The following is a 21,846-nucleotide window of genomic DNA, read 5'->3' as shown; positions in this document are numbered from 1 at the left end:
GAGCGCCGCCTCGAAGGGCCTCACTCGAGGAGGCCGGCGCGCTGGGCCACCAGGAGCGCCTCGGTGCGCGTGCTGGTCCCCAGGTGCCGGTAGCAGCGGCTGAGCAGGCGGTACATCTCCCGCTCGGACCGGCTGCTGCGCGCTGCGAGGTCGGCCACGGTCACGCCCTGCGCCAGCTGGACCAGCCAGTGCTGCTCCTCCGGCGCGAGCTCGATCCGGACGACGCCGCTGGACGGCCCGCACAGCGCGCGCGCCACCGCTGCGGGCAGGACGGTCAGGCCGCGGGCGGCGGCGCGCACCACGGCGAGCAGCTCGGACAGGGGCGCGCCGACGTGCACCGCCGCGCGCGCTCCGGCTCGCACGGCGCCGGCGTAGGTGCTCGCGGTGGTGTCGGGGAGCAGCGCCACCACGGGCACCGGGCCGTGGTGGCCCTCCAGCACCTTCGTCACGGCGCCCACGAGCTCCTGCGGGCAGATGACGAGGTGGCGCGGCGCCGGAGCGGCCCCTCGCGCGCCGGCGGGCGGCCGGCCGTCGGCGCGGTCGGCGCCGTCGGCGCGGTCGGCGTGCTCGGTGCGGCCGGCGGGGCGGTCGGCGTGCTGAGCGGGGTGCTCGGCGTCGTACAGCTCCGCGGCGAGCTGGACCGGGCCCCGCAGCAGCTGCACGGAGGTGCCCGACTGCCGCTCCAGCGCGGCCCGCAGGCCGTGCGCCGCGACCGGGTTCATCCCGACGACCCGCACCGCCACCGCCCGTCCGTCGTGCGGGGCGGAGGAGGCGGGTGCGCCGGACGCGCCGCGCGGCGCGGGGGCCGGGGGAGCCAGGCCGACCCGGTCGCCGAGGCGGGGTTCGGGGCGCGCGGGCAGCCGCGCGGCGGACGGGCGGGTCCGCTCTCGGTCGGTGGCGGGCTTCAGTCCCACAGGACGCGGCAGGTCGGCAAGCACAGCGCTCCCCCTCGGCGGCTCGTCTCGACGGCAGGTCGAGGACGTGGCGCGGTCGGTGTGAGCCCTGGTCTGGACCCTGTAGGCCACCCCGGGCCGAGTGCCCGGTGATCGGTGACGTGCGCTAACTGTCAGTGCCTGCTGCGTGATCTGTCAACAGGGGGTGCCCTCGGTCACACGGTGCCCGGTGTCGAGGGTGCCGCGACGTCCCGTTCCTCCTCGACCTGTGCGAGCGGCTGGTCGAGCGCCTGTCCCGCGGCCGGCGCCGGGTCCGCCCGAGCCTCAGGGTCCGAGGAGCTCCGTGCGGTAGCGCGGAGCCAGCTCCTGCGCACGGCGCAGGAACGCCGCCCGCTGGTCGGCGTCGAGCACGGGCGGCGGCGTCGTCCGGCCGTCGACGGGGACGCCGACCTCCGCGAGGAAGCGCTCCTGCCCGGGGGGCGTGCACACGCACAGCAGCCGCGCCGGCTGGCGAGAGGCGTTGGTGAAGCGGTGCGGCGCGCCGGACGGGACGTGCATGTCGATGAGGGTGTAGCGCCCGCCGGTCTGCTCGCCCGTGAGCAGGAGGACCGTGTGGGTGTCTCCCGCCAGCCCGATGTGGGTCAGGCCGTGGTCGGCGTCCGGGCGGGCGACGGCGAGGTCGCGCTCGGGGTCGTCGGGCGGGACCGGCTGCGGGGCGGCCTCCTGGTCCTGGCTCATCTCGTCGCTCCTCCTCCCCGGGGGGTCCTGCGGCCCCGTGCTGCGAGGACCGGGCCCGGCAGCGTCGCGGCTCCTCCCCGGGGACCGGGAGCCTGCTGGCAGCAGTAGACCGGGCGCGGTCGGGATCGTCCGGCGCTGCGGCGGGTCGTGCGGGATCGGCACGGGCGCACGGGCCGCGGTGGTGCGGGCGCGCCCGCCGGGGCGGTCCGGCACCCCGGCGCGCGCGCTGGCAGGATCGGGCCATGCCTCTCCTCCCTCCCGGCCGGCGCGCCCTGGCCACCGCCGCAGCCCGCGGGGCCGTCGTCGGAGGAGCCGTGGGCCTGGCCGCGGCGGCCGTGGGCTCCGGCCTGGCGGCCCGTTTCGCGCGGGCCGTCGTCACCCCGCCGCGCGAGCGTCCCGACGACGTCGAGGTGCTCGCCGTGCGCGAGGGCGCCGTGGTGCTGCGCGCGAGCGAGGAGACCGCCGCGCCCGGGCGGTACGGGATCTGGCTGGCCGGCGGCACCGGCCACGCCCGCCTCGGCGCCGTGCTGGAGCGCGATGAGGCGGCGGGCACGGTCACCCGCGAGCTCCTCGGGGTCGACGAGGGCGTCCTGCGGCCGGGGCCGGCGCGGTGGAACAGCTGGTACTACGCCGGGGACCCGGCCTCCGCCCTCGGCCTGGAGCACGAGGACGTCGTCGTCCGCTCGCAGGTGGGGGACCTGCCCGCGTGGTTCGTCCCCGCGCCGCGGGGCCAGGGCGCCAGCGAGGTGTGGGGCGTGCTGGTGCACGGGCGGGGCGCGACGCGCGCGGAGTGCCTGCGCGCCGTGCCGCTGCTGCACCGCCTCGGGGTGCCCGCGCTCGTGCCCGCGTACCGCAACGACGTCGAGGCGCCGGCGAGCCCGGACGGGCGCTACGCCCTGGGCCACGCCGAGTGGCAGGACGTCGAGGCGGCCGTGCTGCACGCCGTGGACGCCGGGGCCCGGGAGGTCGTCCTCTTCGGCTGGTCGATGGGCGGCGCCATCGCGCTGCAGCACCTGGCGCGCTCGTGGACGGCGGACCGGGTGCGCGCCGTCGTCCTCGACGGGCCGGTGGTCGACTGGCGCTCCGTGCTCGACCACCACGCCAAGCTCAACCGCCTGCCCCTGCCGGTGGGCCGCTACGGCTCGGCGCTGCTGGCCTCCCCGCTGGCGCGGGCCCTCGTGGGCGTGCTCGAGCCGGTGGACCTGCGGCGCCTGGACTGGGTGGCCCGCGCCGAGGAGCTCGCCGTGCCGCTGCTGATCGTGCACAGCGACGACGACGAGTACGTGCCCGCGGGTCCCTCCCGCCGCCTGGCGCAGGCGCGCCCGGAGCTCGTGCGCCACGTCGCGGTGCCGGGCGCCCGGCACTGCAAGGAGTGGAACGTCGACCCGGACCGGTGGGAGCGCGAGGTCGCGCGGTTCCTGCTCGACCACCTGTGAGCGGCCGGCCCCAGCAGGGCCAGCCGGCCTAGGAGGGCCCGAACCGCTCCACGCGGACGTCGCCGGGCGCGACGCCGAGGCCGGCCAGCAGCCGCTCGGCGGTGCCCGCGAAGCCGGCGGACCCGCACACGTACACCGTGGCGCCGGGCAGCAGGGCCAGCGCGAGGTCCGCGGCGCTCAGGCGCCCGGGCGGTCGCGGCCACCCCGCGGGCACGGCGCGCGTGAGCACCACGGTGGTCTCTTCGCCGTACTCGTCGCGGTAGAGCAGGTCCTCCAGGCTGCGGGCGGAGACGACCATCCGCAGCGGCACGCCCAGGCCGCGGGCGCGCCGGGAGCGCAGCATCGCCATGAGCGGGACCACGCCCGAGCCGCCGCCGACGAGGACGGCGGGGCGCGCGCCGTCCCAGACGAACCAGCCGCCGAAGGGGCCGCGCACCTCCAGCTCGTCGCCGACCTCGACCGCGTCGTGCAGGTGGGGGGAGACCTCCCCGTCGGCGAGGCGCTCGACGGTCAGCTCGATGTGACCGGCGTCCTCGGGTGGGCTGGCGACGCTGTAGGAGCGCTCGGCGCGGTAGCCGTCGGGGGCCGTGAGCCGCACGACGTAGTGCTGGCCGGGCGCGTGCGGGTTCCACACCGGCAGGGCGAGGCGCAGGGTGCGCGCGTGCGGGGTCTCCGGGCGCACGGCCACGACCCGGCAGTGCTGCCACGGGCGCCGCGCGCCGCCGACGGGCGGCTGCCGCAGGGCGGGGCCGCTCATCGCCGGCAGCTCCGGCAGGCCCGGGAGCGCTGGGAGCGCCGGGAGCGCCGGGAGTGCCGGGAGCGCCGGGAGCCCGTCAGTCACCGTCGTAGCGCTGCTCGCGCCACGGGTCGCCGCGGTGGTGGTAGCCGCGGGTCTCCCAGAAGCCGGGGGAGTCGGCGTCCAGCACGCGCAGCCCGCCGACCCACTTGGCGCTCTTCCAGAAGTACAGGTGCGGCACGAGCAGGCGCACGGGACCGCCGTGGTCGGCGCTCAGCGGCTCCCCCTCGTGGGCCCACACCAGCCACGCCCGCCCGCCGGTGACGTCCTCCAGCGGCAGGTTCGTCGTGTAGCCGCTGACCGACCAGGCGAGCGCGTGCGCGGCGGACGGCGCGACGTCCACGGCGTCCAGCAGGACGTCGAGGCTGACGCCCGTGAACGACGTGCCCAGCTTCGACCACGTCGTCACGCAGTGGATGTCGCCCTGCCAGGTCTCCTCGGGCAGGGCGCGCAGCTCGTCCCAGGTCCAGCTGCGCGGCGCGCGCACGGAGCCGTCGACGCGGAAGCTCCACGTCTGCGTGCGCACGTCGGGCGTCGCCTCCGCGGTGAGCACGGGGAAGGACGAGCCGACGTCGTACTGGCCGGGGGGCAGCCGCGGGTCGCGCCCGCGCCGCCCCTGGAACACCCTGCTGACCACGGCTGACCTCCTGAGGACGTGGGACGACGGGCCCGCGGACGGGCGGCACCTAGCGCCGCGGCGGCTGCCGCTGCTCGCGCACCCGGTAGCCGCCGTAGGCGGCGACGCCCAGGCCCACCAGCACGGTCAGCGGCCAGAACGCGACCTCCCCGCGCTGGGTGAAGGACGACCACGCGAAGAGCAGGCCCGCGGCGACGAACAGCCACGGGTAGTTGCGGTTCCAGTTCTGGCGCTGCTGCTCCCGGCGCTCCTGCACGCGCCCATCCAACCCCAGGACCGGCACGCCGGCTCAGGCGCCGGTGCGCTCGCGCACCTGGCGCTTGATGCGCCCGAGCATGCCGGCCATGCCGCGCAGCCGCAGCGGGCTGACGGCGCGCTCCAGGCCCAGGCGCGCGCTGACGTCGTCCGGGGTGGCGAGCAGCTGCGCCGCGGGCAGGCCGTCCAGGCCCTCGCGCAGGATGCCGGCGAAGCCGCGGGTGGTCGGCGCCTCGCGCGGGGCGGAGAAGAACAGGCGGACCGTCGACGCCGCGTCGTCCCCGACCTCGGTGACGAGGAAGACCGGCGACTGGCACTCGGGCACCGGCTCGAGCAGCTCCGGGTGGTCGGCGTACCGCTGCGGCAGCGGCGGCAGCTCCTCGCTGAACTCCAGCAGCAGCTGCAGCCGCTCGCGCTCGCCGACGCAGGTGAAGTCCTCGACGATCTCCGCCAGCGCCGGTGGCAGCCCGTCGGTCGAGGGGCCGCCACCGGTGGAGGTCTGGCTCATGCCGCCCAGTGTGCACCCGCCGGCCGCGGCCGCCGCGGGGCCCCGGTGCGGTGGGAGCCGCCGGGGTGCGCCGGCGGCCTCCTCAGCGGCCGGGGGCGCTGCCCGGCTCCGGGCCGGTCGCGATCGGCACGCGCACGAGGCTGCCCCACTCCGTCCAGGAGCCGTCGTAGTTGCGCACGTCGTCGAAGCCGAGCAGGTACTTCAGCGCGAACCACGTGTGGCTGGAGCGCTCGCCGATGCGGCAGTAGGCGATGGTGGGCGCCGACGGCTCGAGGCCCTTCTCGCCCTGGTAGATCGCCTCCAGCTCCTCGCGGGGGCGGAAGCCGCCGTCCTCGGCCACGGCCCGGCCCCACGGCACGCTCTGCGCCGTGGGGATGTGCCCGGCGCGCAGGGCGCCCTCCTCCGGGTAGGCCGGCGCCGTGGTGCGCTGGCCCGAGTACTCCTCGGGGGAGCGGACGTCGACCAGCTGCCCGCCGAGGGAGGCGAGGACGTCGTCCCGGAAGGCCCGCACGGAGGAGTCGTCGCGCTGGACCACCGGGTACTCGCTCGGGGCGGGGGAGGGGACCTCCCTCGTCATCTCCCTCCCCTCGGCCTCCCAGCGGGCGCGGCCGCCGTCGAGGAGGCGCACGTCCTCGTGGCCGAAGAGGGTGAACACCCACAGGGCGTAGGCGGCCCACCAGTTGTTCTTGTCGCCGTAGATCACCACGGTGTCGTCGCGGGAGACGCCGCGCGAGGACATCAGCGCCGCGAAGCCCTCGCCGTCGACGTAGTCGCGCGTGACGGGGTCGTTGAGGTCGGTGTGCCAGTCGACCTTGACGGCGGTCGGGACGTGCCCGGTCTCGTACAGCAGCACGTCCTCGTCGCTCTCGACGACGGCCAGGCCGTCGGAGCCGAGGTGGCGCGCGAGCCACTCGGTGCTGACGAGGCGCTCGGGGTGGGCGTAGCCGGCGAAGCGGGGGTCGTCGTCCAGGGGCAGCGGCATGGTTCCTCCAACACGGGCGGGGGCGCGGTCGTTCCGGGCAGTGCTGCGGTCGTCCGGGGCCGCCGGCCCGGGAGCGCGGCGGCGTCGGGGTGCGGCGGGCGCCGCTCGGGGACGGCTCAGGGACAGGAGCCGCCGGCGGTGCGCCGCAGGTCGACGTGTCGCCGCCGCGCTGCGTGGAAGTGGCCCGCCATGGTGGTGGCGACCCTAGAGCACGCCCCCGCGCGCCGCCGCGCCGCGAGGGCTGACCTAGGCTCGACCTCCGTGAGCGGCTCCGTGCAGCACCTGGTGGACCGCGACCCCCGCCCCGACGCGCAGCGGCTGCTGGCCGACCTCGTGCCGCCGCCGCACTTCGCCGGGGTCTCCTTCGACAGCTACCGGCCCGACCCGGCGCAGCCGTCCCAGGCGGCGGCCGTGCAGGCGCTGCGGGGCCTCGCCGGGCGGGTGGCCGGCGACGGCGCCGGGCGCGGCGGCGGCCTGCGGGCCCTGTTCGGCGGGCGCCGCTCCAGCGCGCCGGCCGGCCGCGCGGGCGTGTACCTCGACGGCGGGTTCGGCGTCGGCAAGACGCACCTGCTCGCCTCCCTGTGGCACGCGGTCGCCGCGCAGCCGGGCCGCACGGGCGCCTTCGGCACGTTCGTGGAGTACACCAACCTCGTCGGCGCCCTGGGCTTCCGCCCGGCCGTCGAGGCGCTCTCGCGCCACCGGCTCGTGTGCATCGACGAGTTCGAGCTCGACGACCCGGGCGACACGGTGCTCATGGCCCGCCTGCTGCGCGAGCTGGCGGACGCCGGCACGCACCTGGCCGCCACCTCCAACACCCTGCCCGAGGCCCTCGGCGAGGGCCGCTTCGCCGCGGACGACTTCCTGCGCGAGATCCAGGCGGTCTCCGAGCAGTTCGACGTCGTGCGCGTCGACGGGCAGGACTACCGCCACCGCGGACTGCCCGACCCGCCGCCGCCCCTGGACGACGCCGCCGTCGCCGAGCGCGCGGCCGCCGCGGGCGAGGGCGCCGTCCTCGACGACTTCCCCGCGCTGACCGCGCACCTGGCCGCCGTGCACCCCAGCCGGTACGGCGCGCTGCTCGACGGGGTGCGCGCGGTGCACTGGCGCGGCGTCGCGCCGGTCGCGGACCAGAGCGTGGCCCTGCGCGTCGTCGTCCTCGCCGACCGCATGTACGACCGCGACCTGCCGCTCGTCACCAGCGGCGTCCCGCTGGACCGGCTCTTCCCCGCGGAGCTGCTGCGCGGCGGCTACCGCAAGAAGTACTACCGGGCGGTCTCGCGCCTGACCGCGCTGGCCCGCGAGGGCGCCCCCACCCCCTGACGCGCCGCCGTCCGGCCGGTCAGCGCGCGGCAGCGGTCGGCGTTCGCGGTGAGGTGTCACGACCGGGGCTCCGGTGCCCTGCTGGAGCCCCACCCGTGACACCTCACCAGCGCAGCCCGCGCTCGCGCAGCGCGCTGGCGACCAGGGCCGCGGTCTGCTCGGGACGGCGCAGCAGGTCGTCGGCCGTCAGGACCACGACGCGCCACCCGCACGCCTCGAGCAGCTGCTTGCGCCGCACGTCGCTGCGCCACTGGTGGGGGTCGGTGCGGTGGTGGTCCCCGTCGTGCTCGACCGCGACGCGCACCTCGGGCCAGCTGAGGTCCGGCCGCGCGACCCACGCGCCGTCCACCACGACGTCGCGCCCGCACACCGGCTCTGGCAGCCCGGCGCGGGTGAGCTGCAGGCGGGCCAGGGTCTCCATCGCCGAGTCGACCGGATGGCGCACGAGGGCCAGCACGCGGCGCAGCTGCTCGGCGCCCCGCTGCCCCTCGCGGGAGCGCACGGCCTCGGTCAAGGCCTCAGCACGCGCCCACCTGCGGCGCACGGCGTCCCCCAGCGCGACGGCGTCGTCGAGCGGGAGGTCCGGTGCCAGGTCGCACCAGAGGTGCACCGGGTGGAGCACGGGCAGGCCCCTGCGGGTCAGCCTGCTCGGAGCGAACCGCGACTGCGCCGCCTCGACGTCCGGCAGGCGCGGCGCGCGCCGCGGCGGCGGCACGACGACGTGCAGCGGTCCCTCGAGGACGTCCGGGGCTCCCAGCGGCTGCGGCAGGCCCCACAGCGCGACGCCCGTGGGCCCGCTGACCGCGGCGGCCTCGGGCAGCACCAGACGAGCCGCTGCGCACCGCACGCGGAGGGTGTCCGGCAGGGCGGCGGGCACCCGCACGCCGCGGTGCGGTGCTCGCAGGTGGGGCCCGCGCAGCTGGTCTCGGGTCATCCCGAGCTGCAGGGCCTCCAGCACCGTGAACGGGCGGCCTCGCAGCTCGAGCGGCAGGGGACGGGGCGGCGGCACCCCGGCAGACTGCTGCCCGGCGACGGGAGCGCGCCGACGCCGTCCACAGGCCGCACCGAGGTGTCACGAGCGGGGCTCTGAGCGCCTGCCAGAGCCCCGCTCGTGACACCTCGCGGCGCCCTGGCGCCCGAGGGGCCGCCGCTCAGGCGCGCACGACGGCCACCGCGTGGCCCGGCAGGGTCACCGACCCCTCGGCGACGGCGGCGCCGTCCCAGGCCAGCAGCACCCGCCCGCCCGCGCCCAGGCCCGCCACCGGCACCGCCTGCTCGGACGCCGCGAGGTTGACTACCACCCGCAGGCCCCCGCGCACCACGACCAGCCACGGGGAGTCCGATGCGTCCTCGGCGTGCGCGACCGAGACCCGGTCGAGCCGGTCGTCGCGCAGGTCCGCCTCGGCCCGGCGCAGCGCCGTCAGGTCCCGGTGCCAGGCCAGCAGGCGCGCCCCGCGCTGCGAGCCGGGCTCGGACCAGTCGAGCACGGACGCGTCGCGCGTGGACTCCGCCTGCGGGTCCGGCACCTCCTCGGCGTCCCACCCGTGCTCGGCGAACTCCCGCCGCCGGCCCTCGCTGACGAGCTTGCCGAGCTCGGGGTCGTGGTCGGTGAAGAACTGCCACGGCGTGCGCGCGCCCCACTCCTCGCCCATGAACACCATCGGCGTGAAGGGGCTCGTCAGCACCAGCGCCGCGGCGACCGCCAGCTGCCCGTCGTCCAGGGTGGCGCTGGGCCGGTCGCCGGTGGCGCGGTTGCCCACCTGGTCGTGGTCGGTGCTGCAGACGACGAAGGCCCCGCCGCGGTGGCGGGCGCGGTCCACCGGCGCGCCCCACACCTCGCCCCGGAACGACGAGTACGTCCCGGCGTGCAGGAACACCTCCTGCAGGGTCCTCGCCATTCCCGACAGGCTCCCGAAGTCGGCGTAGTACCCCTGGCGCTCGCCGGTGAGCAGCGCGTGCAGCGCGTGGTGGACGTCGTCGGCCCACTGCGCCGTCATCCCGCACCCGCCCGCCTCGACGGGCTCGACCGTCCTCGGGTCGTTCAGGTCGCTCTCGGCGATCAGCGACAGCGGGCGGCCCAGCTCGCGGGAGAGCTGCGCGACCTCGGTGGACAGCTGCGCCAGCAGGTGCGTGGGGGAGGTGTCGACGAGGGCGTGGACGGCGTCCAGGCGCAGCGCGTCGACGTGGAAGTCGCGGAACCAGCGCAGCGCGTTGTCGACGAGGAACCGGCGCACCTCGTGCGAGCCGGTGTCGTCGAGGTTGACCGCCTGCCCCCAGGGCGTGGAGTGCTTGTCGGTGAAGTACGGGCCGAAGGCGTGCAGGTGGTTCCCGGACGGGCCGAGGTGGTTGTAGACGACGTCGAGGGCGACGGCCAGGCCGCGCGCGTGCGCGTCGTCGACGAAGGACTGCAGCGCCGCCGGCCCGCCGTAGGGGTCGTGCACGGCGTACAGGTCCACCCCGTCGTAGCCCCAGCCCCACCGCCCGGGGAAGGCGGCCACGGGCATGAGCTCGACCACCTCGACGCCGAGGTCGACGAGGTGGTCCAGGCGGGCGCGGGCGGCGGCCAGGGTGCCCTCGGGCGTGAAGGTGCCCACGTGCAGCTCGTAGACGACGGCGCCGCGCGCGTCCCGCCCCGCCCAGGCGCCGTCCGACCACGCGTGCCGAGAGGCGTCGAAGAGGCGGCTGGGCCCGTGCACGTCGTGCGGCTGCCAGGCGCTGCGCGGGTCGGGCAGCGGGTCGCCGCCGTCGAGGCGGAACGCGTAGTCGGTGCCGTGCCCGGCGTCCGGGACCTCCAGGCGCCACCAGCCGCCCTCGCCGCGCTCCATCGGCGCGGTGCGCACCTGCGGGTCCGCTCCCGGGTCGCCGGTGCTCAGGTGGACGTCGAGGTCGACGCGGGAGGCCGCGGGGGCCCAGACGGTGAAGGCGTGCATCAGGACACCGTGCCGGTCGCGGTCAGCGTCCGCAGGTCCGCGCGGTCCAGGTACAGCGCGCCGTTCAGGTGGTCCGTCTCGTGCTGGACGATGCGCGCCGGCCAGCCGGTGAGGACCTCGTCGAGGGCGCGGCCGGTCTCGTCCTGCCCGGTCAGGCGGATCGAGCGCGGGCGGGCGACGACCGCCTCGTACCCGCGCACGCTCAGGCACCCCTCGGGGAAGGCGACGCGCTGCTCGCCCTGCACCTCGTAGCGCGGGTTGACGAGCACCCGGAACGGCAGCTCGTACCGCTCGCGGGGGTCGTCGTCGTCCCCGCGCTCGTCCTCGACGACCGCCAGGGCCAGGCCGAGGCCGACCTGCGGGGCGGCCAGCCCCACGCCCGGGGCGGCGTGCATGGTCGCGCGCAGGGCGGCCACGAGGTCGCCCAGCAGCTCGGGGGACAGCTCGCCGTCGTAGGGCTGGGCGACCCGGCGCAGCACCGGGTCGCCCGCCTGCACGATCGGCAGCGGCCGCGGGCCGCGCAGCAGCTGCCCGACCCGGCGGCGCAGCTCCCGGCTCGACACCACGGGGCCGTGCTCCGGCGCGGGCCCGCCCGGCGCGCTCACGCCCGCACCAGCAGCGCCACGGGCAGCGCGTGCAGCAGGTCCGCCAGGCGCACTCCGCCGCCGCGCACCTCGGCGCCGGTCAGCAGGTCGCGCCAGCTGCCCTCGGGCACGGCGACGGTGTGCCCGCCCCACCCGCCGAGGCGCTCCAGCGACACCGCCAGGCGCGTGGCGACCACCACGGCGCCCGGCCCGCCGGCGTCGCCGCGCGCGAAGGCGACCGCGTTGCCCGTGGACGTCGGCACCGCGGCGTACGCGGCGTCCTCGCCGACGAACCACTCCGGGGCGTCTCGGCGCAGCCGCAGCGCGCGGGAGGTGACGAGCAGCTTCTCGTCCGACAGGTCGCTCGGGCGCGCTCCGGAGTCCAGGCGGGCCAGGCGCGCGCGCCGGTCGGCGTAGTCCACGGGACGCCGGTTGTCCGGGTCCACCAGCGACAGGTCGACCAGCTCGGAGCCCTGGTAGACGTCCGGCACGCCCGGCATGCACAGCTGCACGAGCTTCTGCCCGAGCACGCCCGCCCGCACGGGCTCGGCGATGCGCTCGCAGAAGGCCCCCACGGCGTCGAGCACCCGCGCGTCGGAGAGCACCCCGGTGGCGAAGGAGCGCACGGCGTCCTCGTAGACCCGGTCCTGGGAGGTCCAGGTGGTGTGCACCTTCGCCTCCCGCACGGCCTTCTCCAGGTACCCGACGAGCCGCTCGGCGCTGATCGGGCCCTTCCCGTCCTCCGCGGAGCCCCACGTGCCGACCAGCGTCTGCCAGACCAGCTGCTCCGTCGCGCCGTCCAGCTCCGCCGCCCGGTGCTCGGCGGCCGCCTCGCGCCACGAGCGCACCGCCTGCGCCCACTCGCCCGGCAGCTCCGAGAGCACGGCCAGGCGGGCCCGCACGTCCTCGCTGCGCTTGGTGTCGTGCGTGGACAGCGTCGTCATCGCCACCGGCCAGGAGTGCGCCCGGGAGCTCGAGTACGCGTGGAACTCCTCCGGCGCGACGCCGAAGTGGTCCGGGTCGCCGCCGACCTCGTCGAGGGAGGACAGCCGGAACCAGCGGTAGAAGGCCGTGTCCTCCACGCCCTTGGCCATCACGGGCCCGCAGGTCTGCTGGAAGCGGACGACCAGCTCCGCGCGCTGGGCGTCGGTGGTGCGCCCGGCGCTGCCGGCCTCCAGGCCCAGCAGCAGGTCGCGGACGGCGTCCAGGGTGTCCCAGCGCTCGGCCGGCAGGTGGGAGCGCGCGACGGCCACCGCGTGGTCGACCGCCTCGACGGACACCGCGGGCGCCGCCTCGCCCGGCACGACGTAGGCGCGGTAGCGGTCGAAGGCGACGAGCAGCTCCACGACGCACTCGCGCAGCCCCCGCTCGGTGTGGTCGCGCAGGCGGACGTCGGCGTGGGTGATCTGGCGCAGCAGCTCGGTGAGGCGGTGCACCTCGGCGTACAGGCCGTGCTCGACGACCTCGCGCTTCGCCTGCTCGACCACCGCCGCGAAGCCGCGGGGATCGCCCGTCGTCTCGGCCCAGAACGCCGACAGCGGCGCCGCCCCGGCGGGGTCGACGAACAGCCCCCCGACGCGCAGCAGGGCGTCGTAGCCGGTCGTGCCGGCGCACGGCCAGTCCGGGGGCAGGTCCTCGTCGCCCTCGAGGATCTTCTCCACGACGACCCACACGCCGCCGGTGCGCTCGTGCAGGCGCCGCAGGTACCCGCGCGGGTCGGCCAGGCCGTCCGGGTGGTCGATGCGCAGCCCGTCCAGCTGGCCGACCGCCACGAGCTCGAGCAGCAGCGCGTGGGTGGCGTCGAAGACCTCCGGGTCCTCCACGCGGATCGCGGCCAGGGTGTCGACGTCGAAGAAGCGCCGGTAGTTCAGCTCCTCGTCCGCCACCCGCCAGTGCGCCAGGCGGTAGAACTGGCGGTCCACCAGCTCCGCCAGGGGCAGCGACTCCGTGCCCGGGCGCACCGGGAAGACGTGGTCGTAGTAGCGCAGCAGCGGCTCGGGGCCCGAGCCGTCCAGCCGCAGCTCGCCGGAGGCGAGCACCTGGCCGATGCGCGCGCCGAGCACCGGCATGAGCAGCGCGTGGTCCTCCCCGGACCAGTCGACGTCGAACCAGCGCCCGAAGGGGGAGTCGGGCCCGTCGCGCAGCACCGACCACAGCGCGGCGTTGAGGGTGGCCGGTGTCGGCACCGCCATGTGGTTGGGCACGACGTCGGCGACGGCGCCCATCCGCCGCTCGTGCAGGCGCGCCACCAGGGCGTCGAACGCCTCCCGCCCGCCGGCCTCGGGGTTCAGCCGCGAGTGGTCCACGACGTCGTAGCCGTGCGCGGACCCGGGCGCCGGGGCCAGGACCGGGGAGAGGTAGGCGTGGGTGACGCCGAGGCCGTGCAGGTGGTCCACGACGTCCGCGGCGGCCCCGAAGCCGAACTCGGAGCGGATCTGCAGGCGGTAGGTCGACACCGGCTGCGGCCTGCCGGGCGCGGGCCGGTGGCGCGGGTCGTGCGCGTGGCCGTGCGCGTGGCCGTGGGCGTTCACAGGGCCTCCACGGAGGGTCGGGTGAGCACGACGACGCTGCGCCCCAGCACGGACCGGGTGCCCTTGGCGGGCACCTCCTCGCCCGCGGCGAAGCCCTCCTGCGTGTCGATCACGACCGTCCAGGTCTGGCCGTACTCGGCGGCGGGCAGCATGAAGTCCACGGGCTCGTGACCGGCGTTGAAGAGCAGCAGGAAGGAGTCGTCGACGATCCGCTCCCCGCGCGGGTCCGGCTCCTGGATCGCCCAGCCGTTGAGGAAGACCCCCACCGAGCGGGCGTAGCCGGTGGCCCAGTCCTCCGGCGCCATGTGGCCGCCGCCGGGGCTGAACCACGCGATGTCGCCCAGGTGGCTCTCCCCGCCCTCGCCCGCCTGGCCCGCGAAGAAGCGGCGGCGCCGGAAGACCGGGTGCTCCATGCGCAGCGCGACGAGGCGCTGGGTGAAGCCGAGCAGGGCGCGCTGCTCGTCGGTGAGGTTCCAGCCCACCCAGGACGTCCTGTTGTCCTGGCAGTAGACGTTGTTGTTGCCGTGCTGCGTGCGCCCGATCTCGTCGCCGTGGGCGAGCATCGGCACGCCCTGGGAGAGCATCAGGGTGGTGAGGAGGTTGCGCTGCTGGCGGGCGCGCAGGGCGCGCACCTGCGGGTCGTCGGTCTCGCCCTCCGCGCCGCAGTTCCACGAGCGGTTGTGGCCCTCGCCGTCCGCGCCGCCCTCGCCGTTGGCCTCGTTGTGCTTCACGTCGTACGAGACGAGGTCGCGCAGGGTGAAGCCGTCGTGGGCGGTGACGAAGTTGATGCTCGCGATGGGCTTGCGCCCGTTGTGCTCGTACAGGTCCGAGGACCCGGAGATGCGCGAGGCGAACTCCGCCAGCGTCGAGGACTCCCCGCGCCAGAAGTCGCGTACGGTGTCGCGGTAGCGGCCGTTCCACTCCGTCCACAGCGGCGGGAAGTTGCCCACCTGGTAGCCGCCCTCGCCGACGTCCCACGGCTCGGCGATGAGCTTGACCTGGCTGACCACCGGGTCCTGCTGGATGAGGTCGAAGAACGCGGACAGGCGGTCGACCTCGTGGAACTGGCGGGCGAGGGTGGAGGCGAGGTCGAAGCGGAAGCCGTCGACGTGCATGTCGTTCACCCAGTACCGCAGCGAGTCCATGATCAGCTGCAGCACGTGCGGGGAGCGCATCAGCAGGCTGTTGCCGGTGCCCGTGGTGTCGTAGTAGTGGCGCCGGTCGGAGTCGACGAGGCGGTAGTAGGCCGCGTTGTCGATGCCGCGGAAGCACAGCGTCGGGCCCATGTGGTTGCCCTCGGCGGTGTGGTTGTAGACCACGTCGAGGATCACCTCGATGCCCGCCTGGTGCAGCGTGCGCACCATCGACTTGAACTCCATCACCTGCTGCCCGCGGGTGCCGGTGGAGGAGTAGGCGTTGTGCGGCGCGAAGAAGCCGATGGTGTTGTAGCCCCAGTAGTTCGACAGCCCCTTGTCGATCAGGTGGGTGTCCTGCACGAACTGGTGCACCGGCATCAGCTCCAGCGCCGTGACGCCCAGGTCGCTCAGGTGCTCGACCATCGCCGGGTGCCCGATGCCGGCGTAGGTGCCGCGCAGCTCCTCGGGGATGCCGGGGTGCAGCTTCGTCAGGCCCTTCACGTGGGCCTCGTAGATGACGCTCTCGTGGTACTCGCGCCGCGGCGGGCGGTCGGTGCCCCAGTCGAAGTACGGGTTGACGACGACGGAGAGCATCGTGTGCCCGGCGCTGTCGGCGTCGTTGAGCCGGCCCGGGTTCGCGAAGGTGTAGGAGAACAGCGACTCGTCGCCGTCCACCTGCCCGTCGACGGCCTTGGCGTACGGGTCCAGGAGCAGCTTGGACGGGTTGCAGCGGTGCCCGGCGGCGGGGTCGTAGGGCCCGTGCACCCGGTAGCCGTAGCGCTGCCCCGGCTGGATGCCCGGCAGGTACGCGTGCCAGACGAAGCCGTCCACCTCCGGCAGGTCCAGGCGCACCTCCGCGCCGTCGTCCTGGAGGAGGCACAGCTCCACCCGGTCGGCGACCTCGGAGAAGAGGGCGAAGTTCGTGCCGGCGCCGTCGTACGTGGCGCCGAGCGGGTAGGCGCGGCCGGGCCAGATCTGCATGGGTCTTCCTCAGGGGTGGGAGGTGCGCGAGCCATCCTGACGGAGCGGCGCACCGCGCGCGCACCCGGGCGCGGCGCCCCGGGGCCGCCGCCTCAGGGCTGCGGGTCGTCGTCCTGCGCGGCGCGGCGCGCGAACAGCTCCACGGCCGCCCGCCCCAGCGCGCTCGTGGTCAGCGGCCGGTCGTCGACGGCCGCCAGCGGCTGGACGTCGCGCGTGGAGGAGGTCAGCAGCACCTCCGGCGCGCGCCCGAGCTCCTCGTACGGCAGGTCCGCCTCCCGCACCGGCAGCCCCTCCTGCGCCGCCCAGCGCAGCAGCAGCAGGCGCGACGTGCCGGCCAGGCACCCCGAGGCCAGCGGCGGCGTCAGCAGCTCGTCGCCGACCGCGACGACGACGTTGCTGCCCGTGCCCTCGCACAGCTGCCCGCGCGTGTTCGCCAGCAGCGCCTCGGACGCCCCGCGCTCGCGGGCCCGCGCCAGGGCCACGACGTTCTCCGCGTAGGACGTCGTCTTCAGCCCCGCGACGGCGGACCGCTCGTTGCGGGTCCACGGCACCGTCACGGCGCGCGCCCCCGCCGGCCACGGCGACAGCGGCGCCGCCGCCACGACGAGGGTGCCCGCACCGGGGACGCGCTCGGACCCCAGCGGCCCCGGCCCGGAGGTGGCGGTGATGCGCAGGCGCGCGGACGCCGCCGCGGGCCCCAGCGCCGCGAGCACCTCCCGCACGGCCGCCCGGACGACGTCCTCCTCCGGCGCCGCCAGGCCCAGGCCCGCGGCCGAGCGCTCCAGGCGGCGCAGGTGGAGGGTGAGCGCGAAGGGCCTGCCGTCGACGACCTTGCACGTCTCGAAGACGCCGTCGCCGACGACCAGGCCGTGGTCGAGGGCGTGCACCGCGGGGTGCCCGTCGGGGACCAGCGCGCCGTCCACCCACACCGCCGCCGGCACGGCGGCGCCCGGGCGGCGTGCGGAGGGCGCGGGGGCGGAGGACACGGCGGCTCCTGGGGCGGTTGGACGCGCGGCGGCGGGGGCCAGTACAGTCTGGGACGTCGGCAGGGCCCGCGCACGGCATCTCGTGGCGGCCGGTCGCACGCGGACGTGGCTCAGTTGGTAGAGCATCACCTTGCCAAGGTGAGGGTCGCGGGTTCGAATCCCGTCGTCCGCTCGGATGCACCACCCCGGGGGTCGTTCATCTCGGTGGAGTGGCCGAGAGGCGAGGCAACGGCCTGCAAAGCCGTCTACACGGGTTCGAATCCCGTCTCCACCTCGCTCGCACCACCACCGGGCGATTGGCGCAGTGGTAGCGCGCTTCCTTGACACGGAAGAGGTCACTGGTTCGAACCCAGTATCGCCCACCAGCACGGAGGCCGGTCTCCTCGCGGAGGCCGGCCTCGTGTCGTCGCGCCCGCCCTGCTGGCGTCGCGCTCGGACGCCCCCCGCACGCGCCCCGCACGCGCCAGGGCCCGGCAGCCTCCCGGCTGCCGGGCCCTGGCGCGGGTCGCGAAGACCGCAGGGCGGGCGCCGCTCAGGCGGCGCGGCCGAGGATGCCGGCCAGCTCGGCGTCCAGGTGCACGTAGCGGCTCTCGGCGCCGGGCGGCACCAGGGCGTGGGTGCGGTCGAGGAAGCCGCGCACGTCGTCGGCGTCGGCCTCGAGGACGGCGTGCCCCTCGGGGGAGGTCAGCGACACGAGCAGCACCGCGCGCCCGTCGGCCTCGCCGGGCCACACCTGCACGTCGCCCTCGCCGGTGGGGCGGCGCAGGCCCTCGCGCAGCAGGTCGCGCGCGAAGACCCACTCGATCGTGCCGCCGTCGCCGCGGAAGGCGGCCGTGACGGCGAACGGGTCGTGGGTGCCGTACCCCAGGTCCACCGCGACCGGCACCTTGCCGGCCTCGGGCACGACGAGCCTGAGTTCGACCTCGGCGTCGACGTGTGCGTTGGGGCTGGGCACGGGGGACCTCCTGCGGTGCGGACGGCGACGTCCCCGACCCGACGGGTCGGTCGAAGGCGTCAGTTCCCCACCCTGTCACGGGCCAAACGCGCGCGCCCTCGATCGGGCGGGCACCCGCCGTAGCCTGGGGGCGTGGAGGGACCCTCGCCGGGAGCGGCGCCGGCGGCGGCGCCACCCGTCGGGCCGGAGCCTCTGCGGAGGCTGCGCCGCCGCGTGCGCGCCGACCCCCGCACGCACCGCCTGTACCGCGCCGCCATCGCCGTCAGCGGCGGCGCGCTGGTCCTCCTCGGCCTGCTCAGCGGGCCGCTGCCCGGCCCCGGTGGCGTCCCGCTGGTGCTCGCCGGCCTCGCGGTGCTCGCGAGCGAGTTCCCCTGGGCCCGGCGCCTGCTCGACCGCGCGAGGCTCCGCCTGCACGCGCTCAGCGCCTGGGCCGGCGCGAGGCCGGTGTGGCTGCGCTGGGCGGGTGGGGCGGCCGTGCTGGCCGCCGTGGTCGGCGCCGCCTACGCAGGGCTGGTGCTGGCGGGCGTGCCGCCGCTGCTCCCGGACGCCCTGAGCGACCGCCTGGCGGCCCTGCCCGGCGTCGAGGGAGTCGAGGGATGAGCCGCGCGTCCGGTATGGTCGTGCCCGCAGCCGGGCGATTGGCTCAGTGGTAGAGCGCCTCGTTCACACCGAGGAGGTCACTGGTTCGAACCCAGTATCGCCCACCGCGCCCGACGGGGACGGTCCCGCTCCGGGGCCGTCCCCGTCGGCGTTCCGGGCCCCTGCGCCGGCGGGGCGCACCGGCGGCACACTGGCGCGGTGCGCGTGGGGACGGTCTCGGTGCTGCGGCGCTTCCCGCTGCGGTCGGCGGCGGGGGAGCAGCCGGCCGAGGCGGTGTTGGACGCCGGCGGACTCGTCGGCGACCGCCGCTGGGAGGTCGTGGACGCCGGGGGCCAGGTGCTGACCGGCAAGCAGCTGCCCTCCCTGGCCGGGGTGCGCGCGGAGGTCGGGCGCGACGGCCTGGTCGCGGTCGTGGACGGCGTCCGGCGCGGCGGCGCGGACCTGGGCGCCGCGCTGTCCGCGCTCGCCGGGCGGCCGGTGTCGGTGCGGGACTCCGCGGCCGGGGGCGGACCGCACCGCGAGGGTGCGGCGGTGCACGTCATCAGCGCCGGCGCCGCCCTCGCACCCGACGCCCCCACCGGGTGCGACCCGGGCACCCGCGCCAACGTCGTGCTCGCCCTGGACGCGCCGGGGGAGCCCGCGGTGCGCCCCGGCGCCGAGCGCGGCTGGGAGGGGGCGCGCCTGCGCGTCGGCGAGGCAGAGCTGCTCCTGACCCGCACCCCGCGCCGCTGCCTGGGGATCTACGCCGACGTCGTCGTCCCCGGGCGGGTGCGCACCGGCGACGACGCCGTGCTGCTCGGCTGAGGCCCCGAGCCCCCGGACCTGCCGGGCCCGGGAATCCCGGCGGGGCCGTGCGCGCCGGTCGGTAGCATTCCCGACGCCCGCCGCACCCCCTCGCGGCGCCCGCACCCCCGCATCCCCCGCCCAGCCCGCCCGCAGCCCGCAGTCCGGAGGACCTCCGTGCCAGCCCAGCTCCACGTGACCGTCGACGGCGAGCAGCGGGCGGTCGAGCCGGGCACCACGGCCGCCGACCTGTACGCCTCCGACCGCGCCGTGGTCGTCGCCCGCGTCGGGGGGCAGCTGCGCGACCTGGCGACCGAGCTGGCCGACGGCGACGTCGTCGAGGCCGTGGCGGTCGGCTCCCCGGACGGCCTCGACGTGCTGCGCCACTCCACCGCCCACGTGCTCGCGCAGGCCGTGCAGGAGCTGCACCCGGACGCGCGCCTGGGCATCGGCCCGCCGGTGCGCGACGGGTTCTACTACGACTTCGACGTCGAGACCCCCTTCACGCCCGAGGACGTCAAGGCCCTCGAGAGGGCGATGCAGCGCATCGTCAAGGAGGGGCAGGCCTTCCGCCGCCGCGCGGTCTCCGACGAGGAGGCCCGCGCCGAGCTGGCCGCCGAGCCGTACAAGCTCGAGCTGATCGGGCTGAAGGGCTCGGCCGGGAGCGGCGCGGACGCCGCCGAGGGCGCCTCCGTGGAGGTCGGCGCGGGCGAGCTGACGATCTACGACAACGTGCGCCGCGACGGCACCGTCGCCTGGAAGGACCTGTGCCGCGGCCCGCACGTGCCGAGCACCCGCCTGCTCGGCAACGGCTTCGCGCTCACCCGCACCGCGGCCGCCTACTGGCGCGGGGACCAGGCCAACCGGCAGCTGCAGCGCGTCTACGGCACGGCCTGGCCGAGCAAGGAGGAGCTGCGCGCCCACACCGAGCGCCTGGCCGAGGCCGAGCGGCGCGACCACCGGCGCCTGGGCGCGGAGCTGGACCTGTTCTCCTTCCCCGACGAGATCGGCTCGGGCCTGCCCGTCTTCCACCCCCGGGGCGGCGTGATCCGGCGGGAGATGGAGGACTACTCCCGCCGCCGCCACGAGGAGGCCGGGTACGAGTTCGTCTACACCCCGCACATCACCAAGGCGCAGCTGTTCCAGACCTCCGGGCACCTGGACTGGTACGCGGAGGGCATGTACCCCCCGATGCACCTGGACGCCGTCCTCGACGAGCGGGGCGCGCCGGTCCGGCCGGGGCAGGACTACTACCTCAAGCCGATGAACTGCCCCATGCACAACCTCGTCTTCGCCGCCCGCGGGCGCTCCTACCGCGAGCTGCCGCTGCGGCTGTTCGAGTTCGGCACGGTCTACCGGTACGAGAAGTCCGGCGTCGTGCACGGCCTGACCCGGGCGCGGGGCTTCACCCAGGACGACGCGCACATCTACTGCACCCGCGAGCAGATGCGCGACGAGCTGGCCTCGCTGCTGCGGTTCGTGCTCGACCTGCTGCGCGACTACGGGCTGGACGACTTCCACCTGGAGCTGTCCACGCGCGACCCCGAGAAGTCCGTCGGCTCCGAGGAGGCGTGGGAGGAGGCGACCGCCACCCTGGCCGCGGTCGCCGAGGCCTCCGGCCTGGAGCTGGTGCCCGACCCCGGTGGCGCGGCGTTCTACGGGCCGAAGATCTCGGTGCAGGCGCGCGACGCGATCGGGCGCACGTGGCAGATGTCCACGATCCAGCTGGACTTCAACCTGCCCGAGCGCTTCGGGCTCGAGTACACCGCGGCCGACGGCTCCCGCCAGCGGCCCGTGATGATCCACCGGGCGCTGTTCGGGTCCATCGAGCGCTTCTTCGGCGTCCTCCTCGAGCACTACGCGGGAGCGATGCCGCCGTGGCTGGCACCGGTGCAGGTCGTCGGCGTGCCGGTGGCCGAGGACTTCGCACCCCACCTGCACGCGGTGGCCGCGCGGCTGCGCGAGCACGGCGTGCGGGTGGAGGTCGACGACTCCGACGACCGGATGCCGAAGAAGATCCGCACCCACGCGAAGGCGAAGGTGCCCTTCGTGCTCATCGCCGGCGGCGAGGACGTGGAGGAGGACGCCGTCTCCTTCCGCTACCGCGACGGCACCCAGGACAACGGCGTGCCGATCGACGAAGCGGTGCAGCGCATCGTGGAGGCGGTGCGCGAGCGGGTGCAGGTGTGAGCGCCCCCGAGCAGGCCGCCGAGCAGGCCGCCGAGGGCGTGGAGGACCTCGCCGGCGTCCCGGACGGCTACCAGCGGCTGTGGACCCCGCACCGGATGGCCTACCTCTCCGGGCAGGACAAGCCGGTGGACGAGGACGCCGGCGACCAGTGCCCGTTCTGCCGCGCCCCCACCAGGCCCGACGCCGAGTCGCTGGTCGTGGCCCGCGGCGAGCTGGCGTACGTCGTCCTCAACCTCTACCCCTACAACTCCGGCCACCTGCTCGTCTGCCCCTACCGGCACGTGGCCGCGTACGCGGACCTCACGCCGCAGGAGACGGTCGAGGTCGCGACGATGACGCAGTCCTCGCTGCGCGTGCTGGCGGCGTCCTCGCGCCCCCAGGGCTTCAACCTGGGCATGAACCAGGGCGCGGTCGGCGGTGCGGGCATCGCCGCGCACCTGCACCAGCACGTCGTGCCCCGGTGGGGCGGCGACGGCAACTTCCTGCCCATCATCGCCCGCACCAAGGCGCTGCCCGAGCTGCTGGACGACGCGCGCCGGCGCCTGGCGGCGGCGTGGGCGGACTCCGGCGAGCCGGGGACGACGAGCCCCGGCTGAGCCCCGGCT

The 21,846-nt window shown here is 76.3% G+C and carries 20 protein-coding genes and 4 tRNA genes; 10 read left to right on the top strand and 14 right to left on the bottom strand.

Annotation, left to right across the window (positions count from 1 at the left end; translation table 11 throughout):
* Positions 1-20 precede the first annotated feature (20 nt).
* Positions 21-737 (bottom strand): response regulator transcription factor, encoded by a 717-nt coding sequence (locus tag BLS82_RS09515; RefSeq protein ID WP_176819017.1) that lies wholly within the window; start codon positions 735-737, stop codon positions 21-23.
* A gap of 480 nt (positions 738-1,217) precedes the next feature.
* Positions 1,218-1,631 (bottom strand): cupin domain-containing protein, encoded by a 414-nt coding sequence (locus tag BLS82_RS09510; protein WP_092864481.1) that lies wholly within the window; start codon positions 1,629-1,631, stop codon positions 1,218-1,220.
* 242 nt (positions 1,632-1,873) lie between these two features.
* Here BLS82_RS09510 and BLS82_RS09505 point away from each other — a divergent pair, with 242 nt between their 5' ends.
* A complete protein-coding gene (locus tag BLS82_RS09505) occupies positions 1,874-3,067 on the top strand; it encodes an alpha/beta hydrolase (RefSeq protein WP_092864478.1) in 1,194 nt (397 codons plus the stop codon).
* Between the two features lie 28 nt (positions 3,068-3,095).
* On the opposite strand, the gene BLS82_RS09500 is transcribed toward BLS82_RS09505, so the two are convergent.
* The 5 genes from BLS82_RS09500 to BLS82_RS09480 form a co-directional block, all read right to left on the bottom strand.
* Entirely contained in the window at positions 3,096-3,824 is a 729-nt protein-coding gene (locus tag BLS82_RS09500; protein ID WP_092864475.1) for an FAD-binding oxidoreductase, read from the bottom strand.
* A gap of 76 nt (positions 3,825-3,900) precedes the next feature.
* Positions 3,901-4,500, bottom strand: a complete 600-nt coding sequence (locus tag BLS82_RS09495) for a sulfite oxidase-like oxidoreductase (RefSeq protein ID WP_092864472.1) — start codon at positions 4,498-4,500, stop codon at positions 3,901-3,903.
* 49 nt (positions 4,501-4,549) lie between these two features.
* A complete protein-coding gene (locus tag BLS82_RS09490) occupies positions 4,550-4,756 on the bottom strand; it encodes a hypothetical protein (protein ID WP_092864470.1) in 207 nt (68 codons plus the stop codon).
* 33 nt (positions 4,757-4,789) lie between these two features.
* Complete coding sequence (locus BLS82_RS09485; RefSeq protein ID WP_092864467.1) at positions 4,790-5,263, bottom strand: SufE family protein; 474 nt, start codon at positions 5,261-5,263, stop codon at positions 4,790-4,792.
* A gap of 82 nt (positions 5,264-5,345) precedes the next feature.
* Positions 5,346-6,245, bottom strand: coding sequence for a sulfurtransferase (locus BLS82_RS09480; protein WP_092864464.1), 900 nt, complete (start codon positions 6,243-6,245; stop codon positions 5,346-5,348).
* Between the two features lie 261 nt (positions 6,246-6,506).
* Here BLS82_RS09480 and zapE point away from each other — a divergent pair, with 261 nt between their 5' ends.
* A complete protein-coding gene (zapE, locus tag BLS82_RS09475; RefSeq protein WP_255378234.1) occupies positions 6,507-7,565 on the top strand; it encodes a cell division protein ZapE in 1,059 nt (352 codons plus the stop codon).
* Between the two features lie 103 nt (positions 7,566-7,668).
* Here the strand turns inward: zapE and BLS82_RS09470 are convergent, their stop codons facing one another.
* The 6 genes from BLS82_RS09470 to BLS82_RS09445 all read right to left on the bottom strand — a co-directional run bounded on the left by BLS82_RS09470 (position 7,669) and on the right by BLS82_RS09445 (position 16,713).
* On the bottom strand, positions 7,669-8,574 hold the full coding sequence (locus BLS82_RS09470) for an endonuclease domain-containing protein (protein WP_092864459.1): 906 nt from the start codon (positions 8,572-8,574) through the stop codon (positions 7,669-7,671).
* Positions 8,575-8,716: 142 nt separating this feature from the next.
* Positions 8,717-10,495 carry a malto-oligosyltrehalose trehalohydrolase gene (gene treZ, locus BLS82_RS09465; RefSeq protein WP_092864456.1) on the bottom strand — a complete coding sequence of 593 codons (1,779 nt, stop codon included), beginning with the start codon at positions 10,493-10,495 and terminating at the stop codon, positions 8,717-8,719.
* The gene (locus BLS82_RS09460) at positions 10,495-11,100 is read right to left on the bottom strand and encodes a peptide deformylase (RefSeq protein WP_218123753.1); all 606 of its coding nucleotides are present in this window, start codon (positions 11,098-11,100) and stop codon (positions 10,495-10,497) included. Before BLS82_RS09460 ends, treZ begins: the two co-directional genes overlap by 1 nt.
* Positions 11,097-13,610 (bottom strand): malto-oligosyltrehalose synthase, encoded by a 2,514-nt coding sequence (gene treY / locus BLS82_RS09455; protein WP_092864453.1) that lies wholly within the window; start codon positions 13,608-13,610, stop codon positions 11,097-11,099. The genes BLS82_RS09460 and treY overlap by 4 nt, the downstream gene beginning before the upstream one ends.
* Positions 13,607-15,727, bottom strand: a complete 2,121-nt coding sequence (gene glgX, locus BLS82_RS09450; RefSeq protein WP_092864450.1) for a glycogen debranching protein GlgX — start codon at positions 15,725-15,727, stop codon at positions 13,607-13,609. The genes treY and glgX overlap by 4 nt, the downstream gene beginning before the upstream one ends.
* A gap of 92 nt (positions 15,728-15,819) precedes the next feature.
* The gene (locus BLS82_RS09445; protein WP_176819016.1) at positions 15,820-16,713 is read right to left on the bottom strand and encodes an aminotransferase class IV; all 894 of its coding nucleotides are present in this window, start codon (positions 16,711-16,713) and stop codon (positions 15,820-15,822) included.
* Positions 16,714-16,812: 99 nt separating this feature from the next.
* On the opposite strand from BLS82_RS09445, the gene BLS82_RS09440 reads away from it, so the two are divergent.
* The 3 genes from BLS82_RS09440 (at position 16,813) to BLS82_RS09430 (ending at position 17,078) form a co-directional block, all read left to right on the top strand.
* Positions 16,813-16,885 (top strand) — tRNA-Gly (locus BLS82_RS09440).
* Between the two features lie 31 nt (positions 16,886-16,916).
* Positions 16,917-16,987, top strand: a tRNA-Cys gene (locus tag BLS82_RS09435).
* Positions 16,988-17,003: 16 nt separating this feature from the next.
* A tRNA-Val gene (locus tag BLS82_RS09430) sits at positions 17,004-17,078 on the top strand.
* Between the two features lie 167 nt (positions 17,079-17,245).
* Here BLS82_RS09430 and BLS82_RS09425 read toward each other — a convergent pair.
* Positions 17,246-17,668, bottom strand: a complete 423-nt coding sequence (locus tag BLS82_RS09425) for an SsgA family sporulation/cell division regulator (RefSeq protein ID WP_092864444.1) — start codon at positions 17,666-17,668, stop codon at positions 17,246-17,248.
* 132 nt (positions 17,669-17,800) lie between these two features.
* Here BLS82_RS09425 and BLS82_RS15725 point away from each other — a divergent pair, with 132 nt between their 5' ends.
* The 5 genes from BLS82_RS15725 (at position 17,801) to BLS82_RS09400 (ending at position 21,837) form a co-directional block, all read left to right on the top strand.
* A complete protein-coding gene (locus BLS82_RS15725; protein ID WP_218123752.1) occupies positions 17,801-18,268 on the top strand; it encodes a PGPGW domain-containing protein in 468 nt (155 codons plus the stop codon).
* 32 nt (positions 18,269-18,300) lie between these two features.
* Positions 18,301-18,372, top strand: a tRNA-Val gene (locus tag BLS82_RS09415).
* A gap of 94 nt (positions 18,373-18,466) precedes the next feature.
* Positions 18,467-19,072 carry an MOSC N-terminal beta barrel domain-containing protein gene (locus BLS82_RS09410; protein ID WP_218123751.1) on the top strand — a complete coding sequence of 202 codons (606 nt, stop codon included), beginning with the start codon at positions 18,467-18,469 and terminating at the stop codon, positions 19,070-19,072.
* A 156-nt stretch (positions 19,073-19,228) separates the two neighbouring features.
* The gene (thrS, locus tag BLS82_RS09405; protein ID WP_092864438.1) at positions 19,229-21,241 is read left to right on the top strand and encodes a threonine--tRNA ligase; all 2,013 of its coding nucleotides are present in this window, start codon (positions 19,229-19,231) and stop codon (positions 21,239-21,241) included.
* The gene (locus BLS82_RS09400; RefSeq protein WP_255378233.1) at positions 21,238-21,837 is read left to right on the top strand and encodes an HIT family protein; all 600 of its coding nucleotides are present in this window, start codon (positions 21,238-21,240) and stop codon (positions 21,835-21,837) included. The genes thrS and BLS82_RS09400 overlap by 4 nt, the downstream gene beginning before the upstream one ends.
* Positions 21,838-21,846 lie beyond the last annotated feature (9 nt).

Source organism: Quadrisphaera sp. DSM 44207, assembly GCF_900101335.1.
GTDB lineage: Bacteria > Actinomycetota > Actinomycetes > Actinomycetales > Quadrisphaeraceae > DSM-44207.
The sequence above is the reverse complement of the archived record's forward strand: the minus strand, read 5'-3'. Positions and strand labels throughout refer to the sequence as shown.

Bases quoted from the DNA above. Each gene is read 5' to 3' on its own strand.
- BLS82_RS09505 (WP_092864478.1), top strand. From the start codon at position 1,874: ATGCCTCTCCTCCCTCCCGGCCGGCGCGCCCTGGCCACCGCCGCAGCC.
- BLS82_RS09485 (WP_092864467.1), bottom strand. From the start codon at position 5,263: ATGAGCCAGACCTCCACCGGTGGCGGCCCCTCGACCGACGGGCTGCCA.
- glgX (WP_092864450.1), bottom strand. From the start codon at position 15,727: ATGCAGATCTGGCCCGGCCGCGCCTACCCGCTCGGCGCCACGTACGAC.
- BLS82_RS09510 (WP_092864481.1), bottom strand. From the start codon at position 1,631: ATGAGCCAGGACCAGGAGGCCGCCCCGCAGCCGGTCCCGCCCGACGAC.
- treZ (WP_092864456.1), bottom strand. From the start codon at position 10,495: ATGCACGCCTTCACCGTCTGGGCCCCCGCGGCCTCCCGCGTCGACCTC.
- BLS82_RS09480 (WP_092864464.1), bottom strand. From the start codon at position 6,245: ATGCCGCTGCCCCTGGACGACGACCCCCGCTTCGCCGGCTACGCCCAC.
- BLS82_RS09500 (WP_092864475.1), bottom strand. From the start codon at position 3,824: ATGAGCGGCCCCGCCCTGCGGCAGCCGCCCGTCGGCGGCGCGCGGCGC.